Below are 26,884 nucleotides of genomic sequence, written 5' to 3'. Positions count from 1 at the left end.
CATGCCTATTCCCGCTCTGCTTGCCCTCGAAGACGGCAGCGTATTTCACGGCCACGCCGTGGGCGCTACTGGTGAAACCGTCGGCGAGGTGGTTTTCAACACCGCGATGACCGGCTACCAGGAGATCCTCACCGATCCCTCCTATGCCCGCCAAATCGTGACCCTGACATATCCCCATATCGGTAATACCGGCGTGAACGCCGAGGATGCCGAGTCCGACGCGGTGCACGCCGCCGGCCTGATCGTGCGCGACGTGCCGCGCCTGGCCAGCAACTGGCGCAGCACGATGAGCCTGCCTGAGTACCTGAAAAAGCACGGGATCGTGGCCATTGCCGGCATCGATACCCGCCGCCTGACCCGCATCCTGCGCGACAAGGGCGCCCTGAACGGCTGCATCGTGGCCGGCGCGGAGATCGACGTCGACGCGGCGCTGGCCAAGGCGCGCGCCTTTCCGGGCCTCAACGGCATGGACCTGGCCAAGGTGGTCAGCGTCAGCAAGAGCTACAGCTGGAACGAGGGCGTCTACGACCTCGACAGCACCAGCTTCAATCAGCCGTCCAAACGCTTCAAGGTCGTGGCCTACGATTACGGCGTGAAGCTCAATATCTTGCGCCTGCTGGCCGAGCAGGGCTGCGATATCACGGTGGTGCCGGCGCAGACGCCTGCCGCCGAGGTGCTGGCGATGAAGCCGGACGGCGTGTTCCTCTCCAATGGCCCGGGCGACCCGGCCGCCTGCGATTACGCGGTGGCTGCCACGCGCGAGCTGCTCGACGCCAGGATTCCGCTGTTCGGCATCTGCCTGGGCCACCAGATCATGGGCCTGGCCCTGGGCGCCAAGACGCTGAAGATGAAGTTTGGCCACCACGGCGCGAACCATCCGGTGAAAGACCTGGATGACGGCCGGGTGCTGATCACCTCGCAGAACCACGGCTTTGCGGTCGACCCGGCCACGCTGCCGGCCAATGTGCGCATCACGCACAGCTCGCTGTTCGATGGTTCGCTGCAAGGTTTTGCGCTGACCGACCGCCCGGCGTTCTGCTTCCAGGGTCACCCGGAAGCCAGTCCCGGCCCCCACGACATCGGTTATCTGTTCGACCGGTTTGCCAAACTGATGCAGGAGGCCCGCTAACGATGGCTAAGCGTACCGATATCAAGAGCGTCCTCATCATCGGCGCCGGCCCGATCGTCATCGGCCAGGCCTGCGAGTTCGACTACTCCGGCGCACAGGCCTGCAAGGCGCTGAAGGAAGAGGGCTACCGGGTCATCCTGGTGAACTCCAACCCCGCCACGATCATGACCGACCCGGAGACCGCCGACGCGGTCTATATCGAGCCGATCAACTGGCAGACGGTCGAGCGCATCATCGCCAAAGAGCGCCCGGATGCGGTGCTGCCGACGATGGGTGGCCAGACCGGCCTCAATTGCGCGCTCGATCTGGCCGACAACGGCGTGCTCGAGAAGTACAACGTCGAGCTGATCGGCGCGTCGCGCGAAGCCATCCGCATGGCCGAAGACCGCGAGCTGTTCCGCGTCGCCATGGCCGAAATCGGCCTGGACTGTCCGAAGGCGGAAGTCGCTCGCACGTATGAGCAGGCCGTGGCGACGCAGGCCAAGGTCGGTTTCCCGACCATCATCCGCCCGAGCTTCACGCTTGGCGGTTCGGGTGGCGGTATCGCCTACAACGTCGAAGAGTTCGAAGAGATCGTCAAGCGCGGCCTGGATCTCTCGCCCGTGCACGAAGTGCTGGTCGAAGAGTCCGTACTCGGCTGGAAGGAATTCGAGATGGAAGTGGTCCGCGACAAGGCGGACAACTGCATCATCGTGTGCTCGATCGAAAACCTCGATCCGATGGGCGTACACACCGGCGACTCGATCACGGTTGCGCCGGCACAGACGCTCACTGACAAGGAATACCAGCGCCTGCGCGATGCTTCCATCGCCGTGCTGCGCAAGATCGGCGTCGACACCGGCGGCTCCAACGTGCAGTTCGGCATCAATGCCGAAACCGGCCGCGTCGTGGTGATCGAAATGAACCCGCGCGTGTCGCGCTCGTCGGCGCTGGCCTCCAAGGCCACCGGCTTCCCGATCGCCAAGATCGCCGCCAAGCTGGCGGTGGGCTACACGCTGGACGAGCTCAAGAACGACATCACCGGCGGCCTGACCCCGGCCTCGTTCGAGCCGAGCATCGATTACGTCGTCACCAAGATTCCACGCTTCGCGTTCGAGAAATTCCCGTCCGCCGATGCCCGCCTGACCACGCAGATGAAGTCGGTCGGCGAAGTGATGGCGATGGGCCGTACCTTCCACGAGTCGCTGCAGAAAGCGCTGCGCGGCCTGGAGATCGGCAAGACCGGCCTGAACCCGACCGGGTTGGACCTGAGCAACGACGATGGCCTGGCGATCCTCAAGCGCGAGCTGCGCGAGCCGCGCCCCGACCGCGTGTTCCATCTGGCCGATGCGTTCCGCGCCGGCCTGTCGCTGGAAGAGGTACACAACCTCAGCCGCGTCGACCCGTGGTTCCTGGCCGCGTTCGAAGACATCGTGCTGGAAGAGGCGATGGTTACCGCGCAGGGCATCACCAAGCTCGATGCGCCGCGCATGCGCGAACTCAAGCGCATGGGTTTTGCCGATGCGCGCCTGGCCGAACTGCTCGGCAGCGATGAAGCGGCCTTGCGCCATCTGCGCCATACGCTGGGCGTACGCCCGGTGTACAAGCGCGTGGACTCCTGCGCGGCAGAATTTGCCACCACCACGGCCTACATGTACTCGACCTACGAGGAAGAGTGCGAGGCGCAGCCGACCGATCGCGAAAAGATCATCGTGCTCGGTGGTGGCCCGAACCGTATCGGTCAGGGCATCGAGTTCGACTACTGCTGCGTGCACGCGGCGCTTGCCCTGCGCGAGGATGGTTTTGAAACCATCATGGTCAACTGCAACCCGGAAACCGTGTCGACCGACTACGACACCTCCGACCGTCTGTACTTCGAGCCGCTGACGCTCGAAGACGTGCTGGAAATCGTCGCGCTGGAAAAGCCCAAGGGCGTGATCGTGCAGTACGGCGGTCAGACCCCGCTGAAGCTGGCGCGTGCGCTCGAAGCCGCTGGCGTGCCGATCATCGGTACGTCGCCCGACTCGATCGACCTGGCCGAAGACCGCGAGCGCTTCCAGCAGATGATCGAAAAGATCGGCCTGAAGCAGCCGCCGAACCGCACCGCGCGCAATGCCGACGAGGCCTTGGCGCTGGCCCGCGAGATCGGTTATCCGTTGGTGGTGCGCCCGAGCTACGTGCTGGGCGGCCGCGCGATGGAAGTGGTCTACGACGATGCCGATCTGTCGCGCTACATCCGTGAAGCCGTGCAGGTGTCGAACGACTCGCCGGTGCTGCTCGACCGCTTCCTCGATCACGCAGTCGAGGTGGACGTCGACATCATCGCCGACCAGGAAGGTAACGTGCTGGTCGGCGGCATCATGGAGCATATCGAGGAGGCCGGCGTGCATTCGGGCGATTCGTCCTGCTCGCTGCCGCCGTACTCGCTGTCGCAGGAAATCCAGGACGAGATGCGTCGCCAGGTGACGGCGATGGCGAAGGAGCTGAAGGTCATCGGCCTGATGAACACGCAGTTCGCGATCCAGGGCGACACCGTGTTCATTCTCGAGGTCAACCCGCGTGCATCGCGCACCGTGCCGTTCGTGTCCAAGGCCACCGGCGTGCCGCTGGCCAAGATCGCCGCACGCGCGATGGCCGGCCGTTCGCTGAAAGACCAGAACGCCACGCGTGAAGTGATCCCGGAGTACTACTCGGTCAAGGAAGCGATCTTCCCGTTCCTGAAGTTCCAGAACGTCGATCCGATCCTCGGTCCGGAAATGCGTTCGACCGGCGAAGTGATGGGTGTGGGCCGCAGTTTCGGCGCCGCCTTCGCGCGTGGCCACGATGCCGCCGGTATCAAGACGCCGCCGAAGGGCAAGGTGTTCGTGTCGGTGCGCGATGCCGACAAGGATCGCCTGCTGCCGGTGGCGAAGGACGCCCTGGCGCGTGGTTTCAGCCTGGTGGCGACCGCCGGCACGGCGGCTTATCTGGCCGAGCATGGCGTGGTTTGCGAGCGCATCAACAAGGTGCTCGAGGGCCGCCCGCACGTCGTCGACCTTATCAAGAACGGCGAAATCGTTTATATCGTGAACACGACCGAGGGCAAGCAGGCCATCGCCGATTCGTTCTCGATCCGGCGCGAGGCTCTGCAGCATCGCGTTACCTATTCCACCACCGTCGCAGGAGCGCGCGCGCTGGTGCACTCGTTGGATTTCCACGGTGCCGGCGAGGTGCACAGCCTGCAAGAGTTGCACAAGGAGCTGAAGGCATGAGTCGCGCCCCCATTACAAAAGCCGGTTCCGAGCGGCTGCGTGGCGAACTGGAGAGACTTAAATCGGTCGATCGCCCGAGGATCATCGCGGCGATTGCCGAAGCGCGTGCGCATGGCGATCTGAAAGAAAACGCCGAGTATCACGCTGCGCGCGAGCAGCAGAGCTTTACCGAAGGCCGTATCGCCGAGCTGGAAGGTGCGTTGTCCACCGCCGAGGTGATCGACATCTCGCGTCTGGCCGCCGGCACCCGCGTGGTGTTCGGTGCCACGGTCGACCTGGAGGACGAAGACAGCGGCGAAGCGGTGACCTACCAGATCGTGGGCGACCTCGAAGCCGACATCAAGCAGCGCCTGATCGCCGTCTCCTCACCGATTGCGCGTGCATTGATCGGCAAGAGCTCGGGCGACAGTTTCGAGTTCACGGCACCCAACGGCGTGAAGCACTACGAAATCACTGGCGTTCGGTACGAGTGACGGCATTGGTTTTGCGATGAAGAAGGCCCGCTTTGGCGGGCTTTTTTCTTGTACACACCCACACGGCGATACCGATGACTCAGGCCTTTGACGAGACAGCGCGCGCAGCGGTCTACCGCGCGATTCACGAGCGTCGCGACATGCGCCATTTTATGTCCGATCCGGTGGAGCCGGAAGTTCTGCGTCGCCTGCTCGATGCCGCCCACCACGCTCCGAGTGTTGGCTTCATGCAGCCCTGGCGCATGGTGCGCGTCACCGAGCCTACGCTACGTCTATCGCTGCATGCCTGCGTCGAACGCGAGCGTGTGCTCACCGCCGATGCATTGGGCGAACGCAGCGACGAGTTCATGAAGCTCAAGGTCGAGGGCATGCTCGAATGCGGCGAGCTGCTGGTGATGGCATTGATGGACGGGCGCGAACGCCATGTCTTTGGCCGTCGCACCATGCCCGATATGGATCTGGCGTCAGTGGCCTGTGCGATCCAGAACATGTGGCTCGCGGCTCGCGCCGAAGGTCTCGGGATGGGCTGGGTTTCGCTGTTCGATGTCGACGAAGTGCGGCAATTGCTTGGGATGCCGGAGGGTGCGCGACCTGTAGCGATTCTCTGCCTGGGGCATGTGGAGGCGTTTTATCCACGGCCGATGTTGGAAACGGAGCATTGGGCGAAGCGGTTGCCGTTGAGTGAGTGCGTGTTTGAGAATCAGTGGCCTGCGTGATTCGTCGCTATCGATCGCCATTGGGAACCTCTAAAAACCTTTCCTAATTCGTCATCCCGGCGCAGGCCGGGACCCAGTGGCTTTGTGGTCGGTTGTCGCCAGAGTCATCAGGCATTTGCTCTGTCGCGAAAACCGGAAACCGAAGCCACTGGGTCCCGGCCTACGCCGGGATGACGATCGGGAGGGGCGGGTCGATCGGGTAACTGAAAGCTTTTTTCAGACATAAAAAAAGCCGCATCAAATGCGGCTTTTTTACAACCCGGCGCGAAACTCAGCGCTGACGAGCCTTGAAACGCGGGTTGCTCTTGCAGATCACGAACACTTTGCCGCGACGGCGCACAACCTTGCAGTCACGGTGCCGCTGCTTGGCGGACTTCAAAGAGGAAAGCACCTTCACGGCCAGCTCCTGAAACAGAAAAAGAAGAATACGAAAAATTGAGCACGCAAGTGTAACCGGTTGAATCGCCTATCACAAGCCCACGGTAGCTTTGGATTCAGCCACCGTGGACAGGAATTTGGCCAGTACCGGCGAGGGATCGTTGCGGCGGGTCGCGACGGCCAGGAGCATGGTGGCGTCCGGGTCGTCCAGCGACGCATAGCTTACCCCAGCCAGGCCGACGGCACGCATCGAAGCGGGTACCAGGGCCAGGCCCATACCGGCGGCCACCAGCACCAGCAGGCCGTTGATCTGCTGCGCGTGCTGGCGGATCTGCGGGTGAAAATCGGCTTTCATCGCCAGTTGTACCAGGCGATCGTAAAGCGTGGCGGCCAACTCGCGCGGCTGCACTACAAAGGATTCGCGCGCCACCTCTTGCAGCCGGACGCTGGTACGGCCCGCAAGGCGGTGCCCGGCGGGCAGGGCAAGTACCAGCGGCTCTCGGTCGATGATGTCCAGCTGCAAGGCCTCGCGGTCGCCTTCATGCTTGGGTTCGTCGCGGACAAAGCCGACATCGATCTGACCGGTCAGCAAGGCGGCAAATTGGGGCTCGGTGTACATCTCGCTCAGCGCGACCCGCACGTTGGGGGCGATCTGGCGGTGTTGGAGCAGGGCGTGGGGCAGGGCGGGATGAAAGGTGACCGAGACGGTGTAGGCCAGGCGCAGGAGCCCGGTAAAGCCGGCGGCCGCCTCGGCGACTTGGCCGCGGGCTTCTTCTGCCTTCCCCAGGATCTGTCGCGCCTGTTCCAAAAACACCCGCCCGGGCTCGGTCAGTGCGACGTTGCGCTTGTCCCGATTGAATAAAAGCACGCCAAGATCACGTTCAAGTGCTTGAATTTGCTGAGATAAAGGGGGCTGCGAGAGGTGCAGGCGCTGGGCTGCGCGGCTGAAGCTCAGCTCTTCCGCGACCGCGATGAAGTAACGCAGCTGGCGAAAATCGAACATGAGAGCGATCCGGGCAGAGGTGGATAGCGGCTTTTTCGCCGGTTGGGCGTGATCTTATACGCAAAACGAATAAGTGGAGCGCTAAATATATATTTGCCGACGACCTGGATCGATCCTATCCTACGCATCGTCCCGCCACCTTCCCCTCCCCCCAGGTGGCGGTGACCCCCGCTCCGCAGCGACGCTATATCCCCGCGATACTCGGTCTCTCTCCCCCCGAACCGATATCGACGCGTCGTCTAGCGGGGCGCTTTCTTTTTCCGCCCCTCGCTATCGTTCAAAGGTTCGCTGCCAAGCGCGTACCTTGATCGATGGCGCGTTTGGCATCCAGCTCGGCAGCGACATCCGCGCCGCCGATCACATGAGCCTTGATGCCTGCTGCCAGCAGTTCGTCGGCCAGGTGGCGGTTCGGCTCCTGGCCGGCGCACACGATGATGTTGTCGACCGGCAGTACCTGGGATTTACCGTCCACGGTGATATGCAGGCCTTCGGCGTCGAACCGGTCATAGCTGACGCCGCCGAGCATCGCGACCTGCTTGGCTTTCAATGTGGCGCGGTGTACCCAGCCGGTGGTCTTGTTCAAGCGTGCGCCGGGGCGGCCCTCGCTGCGCTGTAGCAGCCAGATCTGGCGTTCGGGCGCTTCCGGCTGCGCCTTGACCAGGCCGCCGCGCGTTTCCAGTTGACGATCCACGCCCCATTCGCGCGTCCAGCGCACGACATCGGTAGTGGGCGAGGGCGCCGATTCGGCCAGAAACTCGGCGACATCGAAGCCGATACCGCCGGCGCCGACGATGGCTACGCGCGCGCCAACTGTTGCGTTGCCTGCAAGCACGTCGATGTAGCTGAGCACACGCGAATCGTCGCTGCCAGGGAATTGCGCTTTGCGTGGCGTGATGCCGGTGGCCACGATCACTTCGTCATAGCCGCCGTTCTTGACGGCAGCGGCGTCGACGCGCTGGCCGAGCTGTATTGTTACGCCCAGATCGTCCAGGCGGTGGTGGAAATAGCGTAGCGTTTCCTCGAATTCTTCCTTGCCGGGAATGCGTTTGGCGTAATTGAATTGGCCGCCTATACGGCTTTCCTGATCGATCAGCGTGACAGTGTGGCCACGCTCGGCCAGCGTGGCTGCGCTCGCCATGCCGGCAGGTCCCGCACCAATAATGGCGATGCGTTTTTTTGCCGTCGCGGGCGTGATGGTCAGTTCGGTTTCATGGCAGGCGCGCGGGTTGACCATGCAACTGGCGCGGCGTTGCGAAAACACATGATCGAGACATGCCTGGTTACAGGCAATGCAGGTGTTGATGCGATCGCCTTGTCCTGCGTGTGCCTTGCGTGCCCATTGCGGATCGGCCAGTAGCGGACGCGCCATCGACACCATGTCCGCTTCGCCGGCAGCAAGAATCCGCTCGGCCACGTCGGGCATGTTGATGCGATTGGTGGTGATCAGTGGAATGGCTACTTCGCCCTTGAGCTTGGCCGTGACCCACGAAAACCCTGCGCGCGGCACGCTGGTGACAATGGTGGGGATGCGCGCTTCGTGCCAGCCGATACCGGTATTGATGATGCTTGCGCCGGCTTTTTCGATGCCCTTGGCCAGCGTCACGATTTCGTTCCAGTCCTGGCCGCCTTCGACAAGGTCGAGCATCGACAGGCGATAGATGATGATGAAATCGCGGCCCACCGCTTCGCGCGTGCGCTCGACCACTTCCAGCGCAAAGCGCATGCGTCGTGTGGCATCGCCGCCGTATTTGTCGTTGCGATGATTGCTGCGTTCGGCCAGGAACTGGTTGATCAGATAGCCTTCCGAACCCATCACTTCAACGCCGTCGTAACCGGCGTCGCGTGCGAGCTTTGCGCAATGGGCGAAGTCGCGGATGCTGCGTTCCACGCCGCCTGCGGAAAGTGCGCGTGGCGTAAATGGGGTGATCGGCGATTTGATTTTCGAAGGCGCCACCGACAGCGGGTGATAGCCGTAGCGGCCGGCGTGCAGGATCTGCATGCAGATCAGCCCGCCTTCTTTGTGCACGGCCTCGGTGACCTTTTTATGGCGGGCCACATGCCAGGGCATGCTCAACCGACCGCCGAAGGGTTTGAGCCAGCCCTGGATGCTCGGCGCGATGCCGCCGGTGACCATCAGGCCAACGCCGCCGCGTGCGCGTTCGGCGAAATAAGCGGCTAGCTTGTCGAAATCCGCAGCCTTGTCTTCCAGGCCGGTGTGCATCGAGCCCATCAGGATGCGATTGGGCAGGGTTACATGGCCCAGGTCGAGCGGGGCGAACAGGTGTGGATAGGACATGGGGTGGTGGCGGCTCGTTCAAACGATCGTATGAATGTGCCGGGCGGGACGGTGAAAAGCAAGAGCGAGGAGTGAGTGGAGAGGAGTGATGAGTTAGAGAGAGCAAGAGCCGGCGAGAGCTTGCTTTCTCTCACTCCTCACTCCTCTCCACTCACTCCTAAAAGGCCCGAAGGGCCTAACCCAGCAACTCCCGCACCAACTCGATATACCGCCGCCGAGCCTCTTCCCCATCCACGCCACGCAGCTTCGCCCACGCTTCGTACTTGGCGGTGCCGATAAAGTCGAAAAACCCAGGCTGCTGACCGTGGACGTCGCCCTCGGAGCCCTGCTTGTAAAGGGCATAGAGCTTGAGCAGCGTGTCGTTGTCCGGCCTTTCCCCCAGTTTCTGGATGTCTTCGGCTGCCTGTTCGAACTCGGGACGAAGATCGGTCATGGGGTCTGTACTTTAGGAAAGCTTGCGGAAAGGTGCGCGGCTTGATACCACGCGCTCGGCGTGGGGGTCAACGCGATATCATAAGTGGTTTAGCCCGACCGGAGCCGTCATGACCCCTGCCACCCCCGTTCCTGTACTTACCATCGATGGGCCGTCCGGGTCGGGCAAGGGCACGATCAGTCGCCTGGTGGCCGAGCATCTGGGCTGGCGCCTGCTCGATTCGGGTGCCCTGTACCGGGCCGTCGGCTATGCCGCGGGCGCGGGCGGGCTGGACCTGTCCGACGTGGAAGCGGTCACCCGCTGCGCGCAGACCACCAAGATCCAGTTTCGGGCCGCTCCCGACGGGCAGGACACCCGGGTCATCGTGAACGGGCATGACGCTACCGATGAGCTGCGGACCGAGACAGCCGGCGCTGCAGCCTCGGCCATCGCCTCCGTACCCTCGGTCCGGGAGGCCCTGGTTGCCATGCAGCTGGGTTTCCGCAAGGCGCCGGGACTGGTGGCCGATGGCCGGGACATGGGGACGGTGATCTTCCCGGATGCCCCGTTCAAGGTGTTCCTGACCGCCAGTGCCGCCGAACGCGCGAAAAGACGCTATAAGCAGTTGAAGGAAAAGGGACTCAGCGTTACACTTACAAGCCTTCAGCGCGAAATTGAAGCGCGTGACGCCCGGGATGCATCGAGGGCCGTCGCGCCGCTCAAGCCCGCCGAAGATGCGATTCTGGTGGATAGCACCGGCTTAAGCATCGGGGACGTGGTCGCTAAAGTACTCGCCGTCGTGCAGCCATAAGGCTGCCGATGGCATTCGTGCTCCGTGCTACGGCATGGAGTTTTGGTCAACGGTGTTCGACGGTAGCCAATCCGAAAGACACCCACAGCCGGTGGGCCGATGAGATGCTCGAGCGTTCGTCATAACGCACGAGGGTCTACGGCCTTTTCCCATTTCTGGAATCAACATGACTGAAAGTTTTGCCGAACTGTTTGAACAGAGCCAACAGGCCATCTCCAAGCTGAAGCCGGGCGCGATCGTCACCGGTATCGTTGTGGAAATCCGCAACGACGTCGTCGTGATCAACGCTGGCCTGAAGAGCGAAGGCATCGTCCCGATCGAGCAGTTCAAGGACGAGAGCGGAGAGTTGGAAGTGCAGGTGGGCGACGAGGTGAAGGTTGCCCTCGACGCACTGGAAGACGGTTTCGGCGAGACCAAGCTCTCCCGTGAGAAGGCCAAGCGTTCGATGGTGTGGGACGACCTCGAGCAGGCGTTCGACAAGGAAGAGACCATCACCGGCAAGATCTCCGGCAAGGTCAAGGGCGGTTTCACCGTCGACATCAAGGACGTCCGCGCATTCCTGCCGGGCTCGCTGGTCGACGTGCGTCCGGTCCGCGATCCGGTTTACCTGGAAGGCAAGGACCTCGAGTTCAAGATCATCAAGCTCGACCGCAAGCGTAACAACGTTGTGGTCAGCCGCCGCGCCGTCGTCGAGACCGAGTTCTCCGAGGAGCGCGAGAAGCTGTTGGAGCGCCTGACCGAAGGTGCAGTGGTCAAGGGTACGGTCAAGAACCTCACCGACTACGGCGCATTCGTGGACCTGGGCGGTATCGACGGCCTGCTGCACATCACCGACATGGCGTGGAAGCGCGTGCGTCATCCGTCCGAAGTCGTCAACGTCGGCGACGAGCTGGACGTCCGCGTGCTGAAGTACGACCGCGAGCGCAACCGCGTGTCGCTGGGCCTGAAGCAGCTCGGCGACGACCCGTGGGTCGCCATCGCTCGCCGCTACCCGGTCGGCAGCCGCCTGTTCGGCAAGGTCTCCAACGTCACCGATTACGGCTGCTTCGTCGAGATCGAGCCGGGCGTCGAAGGCCTGGTCCACGTGTCCGAAATGGATTGGACCAACAAGAACGTCAACCCGGCCAAGGTCGTGCAGGTTGGTGACGAGACCGAAGTGATGGTGCTGGACGTCGATGAAGAGCGTCGCCGCATCTCGCTGGGTATCAAGCAGACCCGCTCGAACCCGTGGGAAGCCTTCGCAGCGATGCACAAGAAGAACGACAAGGTGTCCGGTCAGATCAAGTCGATCACCGATTTCGGCATCTTCATCGGTCTGGACGGCGGCATCGACGGCCTGGTTCACCTGTCCGATATCTCCTGGCAGGCGTCGGGCGAAGACCTCGTTCGCAACTTCAAGAAGGGCGACGAGATCGAAGCCGTGGTTCTGGCGGTCGATCCGGAGCGCGAGCGCATCTCCCTCGGCATCAAGCAGATGGAGCAGGATCCGTTTGGTCAGTTCATGGCGACCAACCCGCGCGGCACCATCGTCAACGGTGTCGTCAAGGAAGTCGACGCCAAGGGTGCAGTCATTGACCTGGGCGAAGGCGTCGAGGGTTACCTGCGCGCCAACGACATCGCCAAGGAGCGCATCGACGACGCTACCCAGCATCTGAAGGTGGGCGACAAGGTCGAAGCCAAGTTCACTGGCATGGACCGTAAGGGCCGCCAGCTGCAGCTGTCGATCCGCGCGAAGGACGAGGAAGATCTGCAGGATGCGATGGCCGAATACTCGTCCGCTTCCGGCGGTACGACCAAGCTCGGTGCGTTGCTGAAAGAGCAGTTGAACAAGGCTGACTAATCAGGCCTGGCGTTGGAGCGGCATTGCGCCGCTCCAACGTTATAGTTGTGTTTTCATGTCACGGACATTGGGGACCCATGACCAAATCCGAACTGATCGAAGCGCTGGCTCGGCGCCAAACCCATCTTGCGTTTGGTGACGTCGAACTCGCGGTGAAAAGCGTGATCGAACAGATGAGCCACGCGCTGGCTCATGGTGAGAGGATCGAAGTTCGCGGCTTTGGCAGCTTCGCGCTGCACTATCGGCCGCCGCGTATGGGTCGCAACCCCAAGACTGGCGACGCCGTTGCGCTGCCGGGCAAGCACGTGCCGCATTTCAAGCCGGGCAAGGAATTGCGCGAGCGAGTCAATATGTTGCTGGAGCAAGCCGGCGCGGCCTGAGCCCGTCGAGTCCAGTGGCTATAAAGAAAGCAAGAAGCGGTCGGCGCAAGCCGGCCGTTTTTTTTAGCCCCGGGTAAACCTTCCTGCGCTGCCAAGGCACTCATGGTGGGCATGGGCCGGGCGCATATGTATGCCATCGATCACAACATCGCTTCCTCGCCCGGCTGTGCCCGGGCCGGGCAATCAGCTAAAGTCACGCGATGCGACTGCTCGTCATCCTGATCCTTCTGTTCTTCGTCGCCGCCGGCATTGTCCTGGGGGCGCTCAACGCCGACTTCGTCAGTTACGACCTGGCTTTTGCCCACGTGCAGCTACCCAAGGGTGCCGCGTTGCTGACCGCCCTGGTGATCGGCTGGTTGCTCGGCGGCCTGACCGCTTGGCTCGGCGTGAGCATGAAACATCGCCGCCGTCTCCGTCGGGAGCGCAAGGCTACGGACAAGACGGGGCAGACGGTCGGCACATGACGGGGCTTTATGTGCTTGCTCTGCTGGTTCCCTTGGCCTTTGCCAGTGGGTGGTGGAGTGCCCGTCGATCGGGCGCCCGGCGCTCGGGGGCACAGGTCAGCGAGCTGTCGTCCGATTACTTCCGCGGCCTGAACTACCTGCTCAACGAGGAGCAGGACAAGGCGATCGAAGTTTTCCTGCGCTTGGCCGAATACAACCGCGACACGGTCGAAACCCATCTCGCGCTGGGTAATCTGTTCCGCCGCCGGGGCGAGGTCGATCGCGCCATTCGACTGCATCAACATCTGGTATCGCGTCCCGGCCTGTCCGATGCGATGAAGACCGTCGCGCTGCTGGAGCTGGGCGAAGACTATATGCGTGCCGGTCTGCTCGATCGCGCCGAAACGCTGTTCTCCGATCTGGTGGCCATGGATGCACATGCACCATCGGCCTTGCGTCATCTGATTGCGATCTATCAACACGAGCGCGATTGGCATAAAGCCATCGAACATGCGCGCCGGCTCGAGGCAATGATCGGCGAAGACGAGTCGGGCATGATCGCGCAGTTCTACTGCGAGTTGGCCGACCAGTCACGCCAGCACGGTGCACGTCAGGAAGCACGCGAGTATCTGCAGCAGGCATTCGCCAGCCAGCCCAGTAGCGTGCGCGCTTTCATGCTGACGGGGCGCCTGTTCGCCGACGAAGGCGAGCACGCGCAAGCGGTCAAGGTGTACGAAGAAGCGATCGAAGCGGATATCGCTTTTGTGCCGGAAATCCTGCCGCCTTTGCTCAATAGCTATGCACGTTCGCAGCAGATGGAACGCGCCGAGCATTTCCTGCGCGACATGCTTGGCCGTTATCACGGTATCTCGCCGGTGCTGGCATTGACCAAGCTTTATCAGCAGCGCGATGGTGAACGCACGGCGATTGATTTCCTGACCTCGCAGTTGCGTCAGCGTCCGTCGGTACGTGGGCTGATGGCCTTGATCGATGCGACCATGGACAAGATCGACGGTGAGGCGAGGGAGAATTTCCTGATCCTGCGCGACCTCACCAAAAAGTTGCTCGAAGGCCAGGCGATGTATCGCTGCAGCCGTTGTGGCTTCGGTGCCAAGGCACATCATTGGCAGTGTCCGAGCTGCAAGAGCTGGAGCACGATTCGCCCGATCCATGGCGTAGCCAACGAGTGAGTTTCATGCCGAGTTTCGAGCGCCTTCTCGTTCTGGCATTGGCGGCCTTGCTGATATCGGTTGCGCTGGTGCGTGGCGCGATCGCTTATGCCCATCGGCGCGGCATGTTCGACCAGCCGGGCCAGCGCCGTTCGCACACCATCCCCACGCCTCGCGGTGGCGGCATAGGTCTGATCATTTCGGCGGTGCTGACCATGCCGGTCGCGCTGCTGCTTTTGCCCGCTGCGTGGTCCTGGCAGGTAGCTGCGGCCCTGGCTGTGGCCACCTTGCTCACGGCGGGGGTGGGCTGGTGGGACGATCACCGCCCTTTACCGATCCTTCCCAGGCTGGGCGTTCAGCTTCTAGCCAGTGCACTGTTCGCCGTCGTAATTTTGTTCGATGGCAGCCTGTCCATGCTGTGGCTGCCGGTGCTTATGCTGGCTGGCGCATGGAGCATCAACCTGCACAATTTCATGGATGGGATCGACGGTTTGTTGGCGCAACAAGCGATTTTCGTCGGCCTGGGGCTGTCCTGGCTGGCCTGGGCCGCAGGGCAGTCGGCGCTGGCGGGGGCGGGTGCTTGCCTGGCCTCGGCCAGTCTGGGCTTCTGGTTCTTCAATCGGCCCCGTGCTCGCATTTTCATGGGGGACGTCGGTAGCGGCACCGTAGGATTGCTGATTTTTGTGCTCACGGTCATGCTGTGGCGCGTCGAAACGGGGCTGGTTTGGCCTGCTTTGACCTTGAGTTCATCTTTTGTCGTGGATGCTGCGCTTACCCTTTTGAGCAGGATGTTGGCAGGAAAGCGCTGGTACACTGCGCACCGCGAACATCTCTACCAATGGTTGGTTCGCAGCGGGTTATCCCATGCAGCAGGGGGCATGTGGTATCTGATCTGGAATGCGTTAGTCGTGGCGCCCTCGGTAGTACTGGCATGGGTTTATCCCCGGCTGGCATTCCCGATCTGCGTTTTCGTCTACCTTGCTGCGAGCGCAGCATGGATGCTAGTCAAGCGCCAACGCCTGAGGCGCATTTCGCACAAGGCCCGTCATGTCGTTACGTAAATTAATCGGTGTCATTCATCCACGTACGGCGGTCGTGCTGCACGATCTGCTGATGGCCGCATTGGCCTGGTGGATCGCAAAGACACTGCGCTACGACCTGATCAATGACGGGAACTACGCCTTTCATCCATTGGAGTTTCCGCTGGTGCTGCTGGTGCAGGCGGCGGTGCTTAGCTGGACCGGTCTTTATCGTGGCGTGTGGCGTTTCGCCAGCTTGCCCGATCTGTGGAATATTCTGAGAGCAACCATCATTGGCGCATTGGCCATCGGCCTGGCGTTGTTCTTATATAACCGCCTCAACGACGTTCCGCGCTCGGTGCTTCTGTTGTATCCGGTGGTGCTGTCGATTTTGCTCGGTGCGCCCCGACTCGCTTACCGCTTCTGGAAGGACAGTCGCCTGGACATGTTTCCGGCCGAAGGTGCGCAGCGCGTATTGATCGTGGGTGCCGACCGGGCGGGTGAGGCGCTCTCGCGCGACCTGCATCGCGATGCGCGTTTCAATGTGGTCGGTTTTGTCGACGACAAGGAAAGCCTGCGTGGCGCCAGCATCAATGGACGTCCCGTCTTGGGCCGTATCGATCAGTTGCCGGAGTTGACCCGCGAAGCGGCGGTGCAGATGCTGCTGATCGCCATGCCTGGCGCGACCACCACGGAAATGCGCCGCATCGTGGAGCTGTGCGATCTCACCGGCTTGCCGTACCGCACCGTTCCCAAGCTGGAGGACGTCGTCGCCGGTCGCGCGCAGTTCAACGAGATCAAGGAAGTGGCCATCGAAGATCTGCTTGGCCGCGATCCGGTCGAGTTGGATTGGACGGCTATTCGCGAAACACTGACGGGTCGCCGTGTGCTGGTGACGGGCGGCGGTGGTTCGATCGGTTCGGAGCTGTGCCGACAAGTGGCACGCCTGGGCGCGCATTCGCTGGCAGTCGTCGATCACAGCGAATTCAATCTCTATCAAATTTCTCAGGAACTGCGCGCGGAATATCCCGAGCTGATTTTCGAGGGCATCCTGGCCGATGCCGGCGATGCGGCTGCCATGCGCAAGTTGTTTTCTGAAAATCAGCCGCAGGTAGTTTTCCACGCGGCAGCCTATAAGCACGTGCCTATGCTGCAAGGTCAGTTGCGTCAGGCCTTCCGCAACAACGTACTGGTTACGCGCAACATCGCCGACCTGGCCGATCAGCACAAGGTCGAATGCTTCGTATTGATCTCGACGGACAAGGCGGTCAACCCGACCAGCGTCATGGGCGCCTGCAAGCGCATCGCCGAAATCTGGTGCCAGAATCTCAACGCCAAGTCGAATACGCGCTATATCACAGTGCGTTTCGGCAACGTACTGGATTCGGCCGGCTCGGTCGTGCCGCTGTTCCGCCAGCAGATTCGTAATGGCGGGCCGGTGACCATCACGCACCCGGAGATCTCGCGTTACTTCATGACCATTCCCGAAGCCTGCCAGCTGATTCTGCAGGCGGCGAGTCTGGGGCATGGCGGCGAGATCTTCGCGCTCGACATGGGCGAGCCGGTGAAGATTCGCGATCTCGCCGAGCAGATGATTCGTCTGGCCGGCAAGAAACCGGGCACCGAAGTGCCGATCGTTTATACCGGCTTACGTTCGGGTGAGAAGCTGTTCGAAGAGCTGTTTCATCCGTTGGAAAACTATAGCGCCACCACGCACGCAAAGATCTTCCTGGCACAGCATCGTCAGGTCTCGTGGGATCTGTTGCAGGTTCAGCTGACCAAGGCGACGGACGCTACCATTGCCTTCGACGAAGAAAATCTTCGTGCGTGTGTCTCCGGCTTGTTGCCTTCGTTCCGCTGGAGCGATATCGGCCAGCCGGAAAACGTGGTGTCGATTCGTCGCGTTGAATCTGGAGAGAAGTGAGTGAGCAAGCCGTTGCGTAAGGTGGTTTTTCCCGTTGCTGGTTTGGGAACACGCTTTTTGCCCGCGACCAAGGTTGTCGCCAAGGAAATGCTTCCGGTACTGGATCGCCCGTTGATTCAGTACGCCGTCGACGAGGCTGTCGACGCCGGCGCCGATACGCTGGTGTTTGTCACCAATCGTTATAAACACGCCATTGCCGATTATTTCGACAAGGCCTACGAGCTGGAAGCGAAGCTCGAAGAGAAAGGCAAGGACGAACTGCTTGCGCTGGTGCAGGGCACCTTGCCGCGGCACGTTCGCGCGATCTTCGTCACGCAGCCGGAGGCCCTCGGCCTCGGGCATGCGGTGCTGTGCGCCAAGCCGGTAGTGGGCGATGAGCCGTTCGGCATCATCCTGCCCGACGACCTGATCTGGAATAAGGGCAAGGGCGCACTGCGCCAGATGGCCGAGCTTGCGCAGGCACAGGGTGCCGGTGTGATCGCGGTGGAAGAAGTACCGCAGAACGACACCGACAAGTACGGCATCGTCGACGCCACGCCGATCGACGAGCGCAGTGCGCAGATCCGCCATATGGTGGAAAAGCCCAAGCCTGCCGACGCGCCGTCGAACCTGGCCGTGGTCGGCCGTTATGTATTGCCCGGGCGCATCTTCCAGTTGCTGGAGCAGACCACGCCTGGTGCCGGTGGCGAGATTCAGCTGACCGATGCCATCGATGCGTTGCTGAAGGAGCAGGGCAAGGTCCTGGCCTACCGCTTCGAAGGTACGCGTTTCGACTGCGGCAACAAAGCCGGCCTGGTGCGCGCCACCATGCATATGGCAATGCAGGACCCCAAGCTCGCGCCGACCGTGCGCGACTTCATTAAAGCGCTCTGAAGCCGGAGAGCTCCGCCTAAGCCTGTAGGAGCGACTTCAGTCGCGACCCACCGTGACGTCACGGCCGGTCGCGACTGAAGTCGCTCCTACAAGGTTGCCTGCGCCCCTCTAAACAGGCGTCACCCCGTTTCCGCCGAAGGCGGCAACATGTCACAATCTGCGCCCGAACCTGCCATTTTTCGGGCGCAGGATTCGCATTGGGGAAGCTGGCTTGATCATTGGCCGTCCGTGGTTCGGGCGGCTTTGGCATGTGCTTGGCTGATCCCCGCCGTTTGTTTCATCGGATGAGCTCAGGAAAGCACTATGGATCTGCTGCGGTTTTTGCTGTTGTTGCCTGTGCGCCTCGTGCGCGGCCTGTTTGGCCTTATCGGCTTGATACTCAAGCCGCTGATCGGCAACGTGTCCTGGTCCGCGCCCGCCTGGGCGCCGGCGACAGCCGGCGCCGTGCGTCGCCGGCCGCTGCAGTCGGCAGGAGCGCTGATTGCCGTGCTGCTGGTGGGCTTTGGCGGCTGGTACGGGTGGCAGTGGTACAAGAACCGGCCCAAGCCCGAGGAACCGGTCAAGATCGCGATCACTGCGCATGCGCCGCTGCTGACCGACTACACCAAGCAGCCGATCGTCATCTCGCCGCTGGATATACGCTTCTCCAAGTCTGCCGCGCCGATCGAGCAGGTCGGCAAGACGGTGACGACGGGCATCAGCATGCAACCTGTCGTCAAAGGTCAATGGAGCTGGGTCGACGATCGAAACCTGCGCTTCGTTCCCGCCGAAGACTGGCCGGTCGGCAAACATTTCGAGGTCCGCTTTGACGTACCCAAGGCGTTTGCCGGTCATGTATTGATGGCAGACGACCACGTGGAGTTCGACACCGTGGCGTTCGACATGACCGTGGGTCGTGGCGAGTTCTATCAGGATCCCCAGGACGCCACCGCCAAGAAAACCATTCTGCCGGTGGATTTCAATTACCCGGTGGATGCTGCGCAGTTTGAAAAGCGCATCGGGCTGGAGTTGAACCAGCCAGGTAGCAAGGGCGGCGATCTGAAGTACACCGTCACCTACGATCAATACAAGCTGCACGCCTGGATTCATTCGCAGCCGCTGGCCTTGCCGAGCGCTGCCGGCGCAGTGGCTTACACGATCGACAAGGGCGTGCGCAGTTCGCGTGGTGGCGACGCTACGGCCGACAAGAAAGAGACCAGCATCGCGGTGCCGGGCCTGTACAGCCTTGCCATCACCAGTATCGAACCGACCTTGGTCGACAACGACAAGTACGAGCCCGAGCAGGTGCTGTTGGTCGATGTCAGCGACAACGTGCGCGACAGCGAAGTCGCCGGCCTGACCAAGGCCTGGGTGCTGCCCAAGCGCAATCCGAAGTACAGCGATGACGAAGATGCGGCACCGTATGAGTGGCAGCCGTCGGAAATCAGCGAATCGCTGTTGAAAAAATCCCAGCCGCTGAAGCTGGAGCTGGTGCCGACGGAAAACGAATACGCGTCGCTGCAAAGCTTCAAGTTTCACGCCGAACCCGGCCAGCGCATTTATGTGCGTGTCGAAAAAGGGTTGAAATCGTTCGGCGGCTATCTGTCGGGGCAGGCGACGGCGCAAGCCATCACCGTGCCTGACTATCCGAAGCTGCTGCGCTTCATGGCGGACGGTTCGTTGCTGTCGATGAGCGGCAGCAAGCGCATTTCGGTCGTGTCGCGCAATCTGCCCGGTATGCGTGTGGAAGTCGGCCGCGTGCTGCCCGATCAGATCCAGCATCTGGTCAGCCTCAACCAGGGCAACTACACCAAGCCCGAGCTGACCTATGGCTTCAGCGAAGACCATATCGTTGAGCGTTACGAGGTGAAGCGCAGCTTCCCCAAGGGCGATCCGGGCAAGGCACATTACGAAGGCGTGGACCTCGGCCAATATCTGAAGGAAGGCAAGCGCGGCGTGTTCATGCTGCATCTGTCTTCCTACGATGCCGCGGCCGAAGCCAAGCGCGAAAAGGCACAGAAGCAGGCCGCGGCGGATGCCGAAAAAGGTTATGCGCCAGATAACGCCCATGAAGGCGATGAGGCAACCGGTGATGAACCCGATGGTGCCGCCGATGGCGATGACAGTGGCGAGGCGAGTGAGGACACCGGCGTAACGCCGCAGGACACCCGTCTGGTCGTCGTCACCGATCTGGGCATGTTGGTAAAGAAGGCTGTCGATGGCAGCCAGGACGTGTTTGTGCAGTCGATCGGCAATGGTCAGCCGGTTGGTGGCGCCAGCGTTTCGGTGATGGCGATCAACGGCCAGACGCTTTATACGCAGACCACCAGCGCCGACGGCGTTGTGCATTTTCCAACCTTCAAGGGTCTGGACCGCGACAAGAAGCCGACGCTGTACCTGGTCAAGAAAGGCGATGACCTGTCGTTCCTGCCGATCGGCACCTATGATCGTCAGCTCGACTTCTCGCGCTTCGATATCGGCGGCGAGCGCAATGCGATCAACCAGGGTCAGTTGTCGGGCTATCTGTTCTCCGATCGCGGTATCTATCGCCCGGGCGATACCTTCCACATCGGTCTGATCGTTCGTGCAGCGACGTGGACGCGTAGCGTTGCGGGTATTCCGTTGCAGGCGGAAATCGTCGACCCGCGCGGCGTGGCGGTGAAGCAGATCCCGCTGTCGATGGATGCGTCCGGCTTCGGCGAACTGGAATACGCGCCGGCTGAAACCGCACCGACCGGTACCTGGACGGTCAATCTCTACATCGTCAAGGACGGCAAGGCGAACGCGCAGGTCTGCAACACCACCGTGCAGGTCAAGGAGTTCCTCCCCGATCGCATGAAGGTCGACGCAAAGCTGTCGCAGCAGGTGGCCGAAGGCTGGGTCAAGCCGGATCAATTGAAGGGTGAGGTTGACGCGCAGAACTTGTTCGGTACGCCTGCCGCCGATCGTCGTGTCGAGGCGTCGTTGACACTGCGTCCGGCTTTCCCGGCCTTCCGTAGCTGGCCCGACTATCACTTCTATGATGTGAAGCGCGCGAAGGAAGGTTACGAAGAGAATCTTCAGGACGGCAAGACCGACGACAAGGGCCATGCCGAGTTCGATCTCGATCTGAAAAAATACGCCGACGCGACCTACCAGCTGTATTTCCTGGCCAAGGCGTACGAGGCCGAAGGCGGCCGCAATGTCGCCGCTGCGACGCAGACCCTGGTGTCGAGCAACGAATGGCTGGTTGGCTACAAGGCAGAGGACAACCTCGATTACGTCAGCCGTAATGCCAGCCGTACGGTGCACCTGGTCGCGATCGACCCGCAGGCCAAGTCGATGGTCTTGGGCGATCTGAAAGCCCAGTTGATCGAGCGCCGTTACATCTCCGTGCTGACCAAACAGAACTCGGGCGTCTACAAGTACGAGTCCAAGCTCAAGGAAGTACCGATCAGCGAACAGCCGCTGACCATTCCCGCCGGTGGCTCCGACTACACTCTGCCGACGGACAAGCCAGGCAATTATGCGCTGGTAATCCTTCGTACGGACCGAAAGGAAGTAAACCGAGTCGAATACAGCGTGGCGGGCGACGCCAATGTGTCGCGTTCGCTCGACCGCAATGCCGAGTTGCAGCTCAATCTCAGCAAGAAGGACTATGCACAGGGCGAGTCGGTTGAGATCGCGGTGCGCGCACCGTATGCCGGTAGCGGCCTGATCACCATCGAGCGTGACAAGGTCTATGCGCATGCATGGTTCCATGCCGATACCACCAGCTCGGTCCAGCACATCACGGTGCCAGCGGATTTCGAAGGCAACGGTTACATCAACGTGCAGTACATCCGCGATCCGTCGTCGGATGAAATCTTCATGAGCCCGCTGAGCTACGGCGTGGTGCCGTTCTCGGTCAACCTCGATGCCCGCCGCAACGACATCAAGGTCGATGCGCCGGCCATGGTGAAGCCGGGGCAGGACGTCACCTTGAAGCTGACCTCGACCCAGCCGACCAAAGCGGTGATCTTCGCCGTGGACGAAGGCATCCTGCAGGTCGCGCGCTACAAGCTGGGCGATCCGCTGAAGTACTTCTTTCGCAAGCGCATGCTGGAAGTGGGCACCTCGCAGATTCTCGACCTGATCCTGCCGGACTTCGAGAAACTGATGGCGATGGCCGCGCCGGGCGGCGATGCGGATGGTGCGATCGGTCGTCAGCTGAACCCGTTCAAGCGCAAACGCGACAAGCCAGTGGCCTACTGGTCCGGCATCGTCGATGTCGATGGCGAGAAGGAGGTGACCTATCACGTGCCCGATTACTTCAACGGCAAGCTGCGTGTGATGGCCGTGGCGGTCTCGCCAGAAAAGATCGGTACCTTCGAAGGCGCCACTACGGTGCGCGGCGACTTCGTGCTGTCGCCGAACGTGCCGACCACATTGGCACCAGGCGACGAAGTCGAAGTAAGCGTCGGCGTGGCAAACAATCTCACCGGGCTGGGCGGCAAGCAGGTGCCGGTATCGGTGACCTTGAAGACCGGCCCGCAATTGCAGTTGGTCGGCAATGCGACGCAGAGCATCAGTCTGGGCGAAATGCGCGAAGGCGTGGCGCTGTTCCGGGTCAAGGCGACCGATCAGCTGGGCTCGGGCAACCTGACCTTCAGTGCGGCCTACGGTGACAAGTCGGCCAAGCAGAGCGTTGACCTTTCGGTACGTCCGGCGGCCGCGTTCCGCACCACAGTCGGCATCGGCAAGGTCGAAGCGGGCAACAAGGCGGATTTCACGGGCGTGCGCAAGTTGTACGACGCCTATGCCAAACGCAATGTGGCGATGTCGAACCTGCCGCTCGTGCTGGCCCAGGGCCTGACGTCCTATCTGGTCGATTTCGAGCACTACTGCACCGAGCAGATACTCAGCAGCTCGATGCCGGCGCTGGTATTTGGACAGCGCCCGGAGTTCAAGCAGGTGCTGATGGCGTCGCAGAACACTGGTGGCAAGACGCAAGCGGAGTCGTTGGCGAGCCTGTACGACGCACTGCATACGCGCCAGAACGGGCAGGGTGGCTTCAGCCTGTGGACCGCGACGCCGGACGGCGATGCCTTCCTGACCGACTACGCGATGCACTTCATGCTCGAAGCGCGCGACCGTGGTCTGGCCGTGCCGCGCGATATGTTCGACGCCGGCAATGGTTTCCTGAAGCAGATCGCTGCCGACGATAGTGGCGACTCGATCGAAGCCTTGCGCCAGCGTGCCTATGCCATCTATCTGCTGACTCGCCAGGGCAACGTCACCACCAACTATCTGGCGTCGTTGCAGAAGCGCCTGAGCGAAACACAGCCGAAGGAATGGAAGGACGATCTGACGGCGGCGTGGATTGCTGCATCCTACAAGTTGCTCAAGCAGGACAAGCTGGCTGGCCAGATGCTTGCCGGTCCGTTGAAGATGCTGTCTAGCGAAGGCAGTCGCGAGCCCTGGAGTTATCACTACTACTACGATCCGCTGACCCGCGATTCGATCACGCTCTATCTGCTGGCCAAGCATTTCCCCGACCAGCTCAAGAGCCTGCCGCCGCAAGCGTTCGAGAACATCGTGCGTCCGCTGCAGAACGGGTGGTTCAATACCTATTCCTCGTCGATGACGATCCTTGCACTCGATGCCTATGCCGATCAGGCGCAAGGCGAAGTGGCGAAGCTGGATATCGCTGCGGTCAAGGCCGATGGCAACGTAAGATCCATCGGCAAGGTCGAGGGCATGCTGCAGAACGGTAGCTGGACACCGTCCGATGCACGCCTGCGCTTCACCAACGGCACCACCTTGCCGGCATGGTATGTGGTCAGTCAGGGTGGCTACGATCGTGACGCCCCGACCAAGGCCGAGCGTGAGGGCGTGGAGATCACCCGCGACTACACCGACACCAACGGCAAGGCGCTGGATCAGGTGACCATCGGTCAGGAAATCGACGTTCATCTGAAGATCCGTTCCACCACCAACGTCTCCGTTGGCGACTTGGCCATTGTCGACCTGCTGCCGGGCGGCTTCGAGCCGGTCATCCAGCCGCCACCGCCCGTCGCCGATCAACAGGCCGCGGACGACAGCGAAAACGACCAGGGCGGTGACAGCACCGTCGCGGCCAGCGCATGGCGTTCGCCGATCGGCGTGGGTCAATCGAGCTGGACCTTGCAATACGCGGACGTGCGCGAAGACCGCGTCGTGCTCTATGGCGAGGCCACACCCAATGTGGGCGAGTTCGTCTATCGCATCAAGGCGACCAATGCGGGCAAGTTCATCGTGCCGCCGGCCTTTGGCGAGTCCTTGTACGACCGCAAGATTCAGGCACGCGCACCCGGTGGCGCCATCCTGACCGTCGTACGCAAACCGTAAGCGACAGCGCCGCTCTCCCGTCCTGGGAGAGCGGCATCGAATGAGCGTGAGCTAAGTTGCCGTACTCGATAACCCAGGCGTTCATCCGCTGGATCAAACGCTGGCAGAACTGGCTGGTCGGCGCGGGGTTGATCGTGTGCGTACTGGTCGGCATCCGTGTGTGGCCGCATCAGTCGTTGCGTGATTACCTGCCGTCATCGACCGCGGTCTACGACGATCGCGGCCGATTGATGCGTCTGACCCTGGCCGACGATGATCGTTATCGTCTGTGGGTGCCGCTGAAAGACATGTCGCCGGCACTGGTCGACGCCGTGCAATTGCACGAGGACCGCTGGTTTCGCTGGCATCCGGGTTTCAATCCGTATGGTCTGTTGCGCGGCGCCTGGGTGACCTATGTGCGCCACGGTAACCCACAAGGTGGTTCGACCATCACCATGCAGCTGGCACGCCTGCTGTATCGCCTCAACACCCGTTCGCCATGGGGCAAGCTGCGCCAGGTTGGTCTTGCGGTGCGGCTGGAGATGTTCTACTCCAAGCAGCAGATCCTCGAGGCGTATCTGAATTACGCGCCTTATGGCCGCAACGTCGAAGGTGTAGGTGCGGCCAGTCTCGCGTATTTCGACAAATCGCCAGCGGCATTGAATCTACCCGAGGCATTGACGCTGGCGGTGATACCGCAGGATCCGAGTCGCCGCTTGCGTGCGCCATCGCTCGATAGCGATGCACCGATCGGCATCATCAGCAAGTATCTGGCCGACTCGCGCAATCGACTCTACGAACGCTGGCTGCATGGGCATCCAAGCGACGCCGCATTGAAGCCGCTGTTTTCGTTGCCGCTCAATCTGCGCCCGTTATCGCAGCTGCCGTTCGAAGCGCCGCACGCGGTCGAACAGATCCTGGCGACACGGCGTGTCGAAGGCGACGCCGTAGACAGCCGTATCGCCACGACGCTGGACCTGGATATGCAGCACACGCTGGAGCGCCAAGTCGCTCATTTTGTCCAGCGTGGCGATGCGCAAGGTATACGCAACGCAGCAGCCATCCTGGTCGATACGCGCGATATGAGCGTCAAGGCATTGGTCGGTTCGGCCAACTATGCGGACGCGGGCATCCAGGGGCAGGTCAACGGGACACAGGCCAAGCGTTCGCCCGGTTCGACTCTGAAACCTTTCATCTACGCGCTGGGCTTCGATCAGGGCGTACTGCATCCGCAGACGGTATTGCGCGATGTGCCGACCTCGTTCGGTCCGTATACGCCGGAAAATTTCGACGGCCATTTCCTCGGGCCGATCACTGCGACCGATGCATTGATTCGCAGTCGTAATATTCCCGCTGTCTGGGTGGCGTCGCAGCTGCAGCAGCCCAGCCTGTATCAATTCCTGCGTGCGGCAGGCATCAGCCGCATGGCCAGCGAAAAACACTATGGGCTGGCGTTGGTGCTCGGTGGTGGCGAGGTGACCATGCAGGAAGAGGCGGGCCTCTACGCGATGCTGGCCAACCGCGGTGAGCTGAAGCCGCTGCGCTGGCTTGCGTCCGATCCTGCCTCTACCGGCACGCGACTGATCAGCGAAGAAGCCAGCTTCATGGTGATGGACATGCTGCGGCAGAATCCGCGTCCGGACGAGGCGTCCGGTGCGAATCCGTCGCGCGTACCGGTCTACTGGAAAACAGGCACGTCATGGGCGTTTCGAGATGCCTGGACGTCCGGCAGTTTCGGCCCCTATGTATTGATCGTGTGGGTCGGCAATTTCGACGGCAGCGGCAATCCGGCCTTTATCGGCGTGGAAGCGGCAGCGCCTTTGTTCTTTCAGATCGTCGACGCGATGCGTGCGCAATGGCCGGGCATGTCCGAGCCCATCCACCACATGCCGGCCAATCTGAAACGTGAGCAAATCTGTCTGGCCAGTGGCGATCTGCCTAACCAGTGGTGTCCGCAAAAGGGCTACACCTGGTTCATTCCTGGCAAGTCGCCGATTCGTGTCAGTCAGGTGCACAGGCCGGTGGTGATCGACGATGCCACGGGCAAACCGGCGTGTCCGCCCTATGCCGGCAAGCTCACGCATATCGAGGTCTACGAATACTGGCCGTCCGAATTGCAACGGGTCTTCGTGCAGGCCGGTATGCCACGCCGAAAGCCGCCGCAGAACGATGCCTGCGTCGATGGCGGCGCGGCCGAAGGCGAACCGCCAAGAATCACCTCGCCCTTGCGCGGAAGTATCTACACCATGCGGCTGAAAAAGCAGGGTGACGATCGCATCGGTTTCAGTGCCAATAGCGATGCGGCCGTGCGTCAGCTTTATTGGTTCGTCAACGATGCCTATATCGGGCATAGCGCGCCCGGCGAGTTGCTGTTCTGGGATGCGCCGGGGGCGGGGAATTATTCGGTGCGTGTGGTGGATGATCGGGGGCAGAGTGATCAGCGGGCGCTTGGTGTGAGTCTGGTGGAGTAAGAGCACCCCCT

General features: G+C 61.7%; 18 protein-coding genes. 14 read left to right on the top strand and 4 right to left on the bottom strand.

Translation table 11 applies throughout. The annotated features are described in order from the left end of the window. The first annotated feature begins 1 nt into the window (after position 1). From carA to bluB, 4 genes are all read left to right on the top strand, one after another. Positions 2–1,129 carry a glutamine-hydrolyzing carbamoyl-phosphate synthase small subunit gene (carA, locus tag QMG46_RS17260; RefSeq protein ID WP_281849086.1) on the top strand — a complete coding sequence of 376 codons (1,128 nt, stop codon included), beginning with the start codon at positions 2–4 and terminating at the stop codon, positions 1,127–1,129. Positions 1,130–1,131: 2 nt separating this feature from the next. Then, positions 1,132–4,359 carry a carbamoyl-phosphate synthase large subunit gene (gene carB, locus QMG46_RS17255; protein WP_281849085.1) on the top strand — a complete coding sequence of 1,076 codons (3,228 nt, stop codon included), beginning with the start codon at positions 1,132–1,134 and terminating at the stop codon, positions 4,357–4,359. Continuing rightward, a complete protein-coding gene (greA, locus tag QMG46_RS17250) occupies positions 4,356–4,832 on the top strand; it encodes a transcription elongation factor GreA (protein WP_281849084.1) in 477 nt (158 codons plus the stop codon). Before carB ends, greA begins: the two co-directional genes overlap by 4 nt. Positions 4,833–4,906: 74 nt before the next feature. Beyond that, on the top strand, positions 4,907–5,548 hold the full coding sequence (gene bluB / locus QMG46_RS17245; RefSeq protein WP_281849083.1) for a 5,6-dimethylbenzimidazole synthase: 642 nt from the start codon (positions 4,907–4,909) through the stop codon (positions 5,546–5,548). A 271-nt stretch (positions 5,549–5,819) separates the two neighbouring features. Here the strand turns inward: bluB and ykgO are convergent, their stop codons facing one another. The 4 genes from ykgO to QMG46_RS17225 all read right to left on the bottom strand — a co-directional run bounded on the left by ykgO (position 5,820) and on the right by QMG46_RS17225 (position 9,658). Next, positions 5,820–5,945: a type B 50S ribosomal protein L36 gene (gene ykgO / locus QMG46_RS17240; protein ID WP_008215056.1), complete on the bottom strand. Its 126-nt coding sequence runs from the start codon at positions 5,943–5,945 to the stop codon at positions 5,820–5,822. 72 nt (positions 5,946–6,017) lie between these two features. Next, positions 6,018–6,929 (bottom strand): LysR family transcriptional regulator, encoded by a 912-nt coding sequence (locus QMG46_RS17235; RefSeq protein WP_281849082.1) that lies wholly within the window; start codon positions 6,927–6,929, stop codon positions 6,018–6,020. A gap of 277 nt (positions 6,930–7,206) precedes the next feature. Then, the gene (locus tag QMG46_RS17230) at positions 7,207–9,225 is read right to left on the bottom strand and encodes an NADPH-dependent 2,4-dienoyl-CoA reductase (RefSeq protein WP_281849081.1); all 2,019 of its coding nucleotides are present in this window, start codon (positions 9,223–9,225) and stop codon (positions 7,207–7,209) included. A gap of 175 nt (positions 9,226–9,400) precedes the next feature. After that, positions 9,401–9,658: an acyl-CoA-binding protein gene (locus tag QMG46_RS17225; protein ID WP_281849080.1), complete on the bottom strand. Its 258-nt coding sequence runs from the start codon at positions 9,656–9,658 to the stop codon at positions 9,401–9,403. Between the two features lie 109 nt (positions 9,659–9,767). On the opposite strand from QMG46_RS17225, the gene cmk reads away from it, so the two are divergent. From cmk to pbpC, 10 genes are all read left to right on the top strand, one after another. Next, positions 9,768–10,448, top strand: a complete 681-nt coding sequence (cmk, locus tag QMG46_RS17220; RefSeq protein WP_281849079.1) for a (d)CMP kinase — start codon at positions 9,768–9,770, stop codon at positions 10,446–10,448. Positions 10,449–10,614: 166 nt separating this feature from the next. Further along, complete coding sequence (rpsA, locus tag QMG46_RS17215; RefSeq protein WP_281849078.1) at positions 10,615–12,288, top strand: 30S ribosomal protein S1; 1,674 nt, start codon at positions 10,615–10,617, stop codon at positions 12,286–12,288. Positions 12,289–12,365: 77 nt separating this feature from the next. After that, a complete protein-coding gene (locus QMG46_RS17210) occupies positions 12,366–12,668 on the top strand; it encodes an integration host factor subunit beta (protein WP_281849077.1) in 303 nt (100 codons plus the stop codon). Positions 12,669–12,868: 200 nt separating this feature from the next. Further along, positions 12,869–13,132, top strand: a complete 264-nt coding sequence (locus QMG46_RS17205) for a lipopolysaccharide assembly protein LapA domain-containing protein (protein WP_281849076.1) — start codon at positions 12,869–12,871, stop codon at positions 13,130–13,132. Beyond that, on the top strand, positions 13,129–14,301 hold the full coding sequence (lapB, locus tag QMG46_RS17200; RefSeq protein ID WP_281849075.1) for a lipopolysaccharide assembly protein LapB: 1,173 nt from the start codon (positions 13,129–13,131) through the stop codon (positions 14,299–14,301). The genes QMG46_RS17205 and lapB overlap by 4 nt, the downstream gene beginning before the upstream one ends. A gap of 5 nt (positions 14,302–14,306) precedes the next feature. After that, entirely contained in the window at positions 14,307–15,341 is a 1,035-nt protein-coding gene (locus QMG46_RS17195; protein WP_281849074.1) for an MraY family glycosyltransferase, read from the top strand. Next, the gene (locus tag QMG46_RS17190) at positions 15,328–17,223 is read left to right on the top strand and encodes a polysaccharide biosynthesis protein (RefSeq protein ID WP_281849073.1); all 1,896 of its coding nucleotides are present in this window, start codon (positions 15,328–15,330) and stop codon (positions 17,221–17,223) included. Before QMG46_RS17195 ends, QMG46_RS17190 begins: the two co-directional genes overlap by 14 nt. Next, positions 17,224–18,096: a UTP--glucose-1-phosphate uridylyltransferase GalU gene (gene galU / locus QMG46_RS17185; RefSeq protein WP_281849072.1), complete on the top strand. Its 873-nt coding sequence runs from the start codon at positions 17,224–17,226 to the stop codon at positions 18,094–18,096. 303 nt (positions 18,097–18,399) lie between these two features. Continuing rightward, complete coding sequence (locus QMG46_RS17180) at positions 18,400–24,423, top strand: alpha-2-macroglobulin (RefSeq protein WP_281849071.1); 6,024 nt, start codon at positions 18,400–18,402, stop codon at positions 24,421–24,423. A gap of 56 nt (positions 24,424–24,479) precedes the next feature. Then, a complete protein-coding gene (gene pbpC / locus QMG46_RS17175) occupies positions 24,480–26,873 on the top strand; it encodes a penicillin-binding protein 1C (protein ID WP_281849070.1) in 2,394 nt (797 codons plus the stop codon). The last annotated feature ends 11 nt before the right edge of the window (positions 26,874–26,884 follow it).

It is taken from the genome of Dyella sp. GSA-30 (genome assembly GCF_027924605.1).
Classification (GTDB): Bacteria; Pseudomonadota; Gammaproteobacteria; order Xanthomonadales; family Rhodanobacteraceae; genus GSA-30.
Note: the sequence above shows the minus strand (reverse complement) of the source record. Positions and strands in the feature narration are given on the sequence as shown.

Excerpts from the sequence above, each read along its gene's own strand:
- carA (WP_281849086.1), top strand. The coding sequence starts at position 2 with ATGCCTATTCCCGCTCTGCTTGCCCTCGAAGACGGCAGCGTATTTCAC.
- carB (WP_281849085.1), top strand. The coding sequence starts at position 1,132 with ATGGCTAAGCGTACCGATATCAAGAGCGTCCTCATCATCGGCGCCGGC.
- greA (WP_281849084.1), top strand. The coding sequence starts at position 4,356 with ATGAGTCGCGCCCCCATTACAAAAGCCGGTTCCGAGCGGCTGCGTGGC.
- bluB (WP_281849083.1), top strand. The coding sequence starts at position 4,907 with ATGACTCAGGCCTTTGACGAGACAGCGCGCGCAGCGGTCTACCGCGCG.
- QMG46_RS17235 (WP_281849082.1), bottom strand. The coding sequence starts at position 6,929 with ATGTTCGATTTTCGCCAGCTGCGTTACTTCATCGCGGTCGCGGAAGAG.
- QMG46_RS17230 (WP_281849081.1), bottom strand. The coding sequence starts at position 9,225 with ATGTCCTATCCACACCTGTTCGCCCCGCTCGACCTGGGCCATGTAACC.
- QMG46_RS17225 (WP_281849080.1), bottom strand. The coding sequence starts at position 9,658 with ATGACCGATCTTCGTCCCGAGTTCGAACAGGCAGCCGAAGACATCCAG.
- cmk (WP_281849079.1), top strand. The coding sequence starts at position 9,768 with ATGACCCCTGCCACCCCCGTTCCTGTACTTACCATCGATGGGCCGTCC.
- rpsA (WP_281849078.1), top strand. The coding sequence starts at position 10,615 with ATGACTGAAAGTTTTGCCGAACTGTTTGAACAGAGCCAACAGGCCATC.
- QMG46_RS17210 (WP_281849077.1), top strand. The coding sequence starts at position 12,366 with ATGACCAAATCCGAACTGATCGAAGCGCTGGCTCGGCGCCAAACCCAT.
- QMG46_RS17205 (WP_281849076.1), top strand. The coding sequence starts at position 12,869 with ATGCGACTGCTCGTCATCCTGATCCTTCTGTTCTTCGTCGCCGCCGGC.
- lapB (WP_281849075.1), top strand. The coding sequence starts at position 13,129 with ATGACGGGGCTTTATGTGCTTGCTCTGCTGGTTCCCTTGGCCTTTGCC.
- QMG46_RS17195 (WP_281849074.1), top strand. The coding sequence starts at position 14,307 with ATGCCGAGTTTCGAGCGCCTTCTCGTTCTGGCATTGGCGGCCTTGCTG.
- QMG46_RS17190 (WP_281849073.1), top strand. The coding sequence starts at position 15,328 with ATGTCGTTACGTAAATTAATCGGTGTCATTCATCCACGTACGGCGGTC.
- QMG46_RS17180 (WP_281849071.1), top strand. The coding sequence starts at position 18,400 with ATGGATCTGCTGCGGTTTTTGCTGTTGTTGCCTGTGCGCCTCGTGCGC.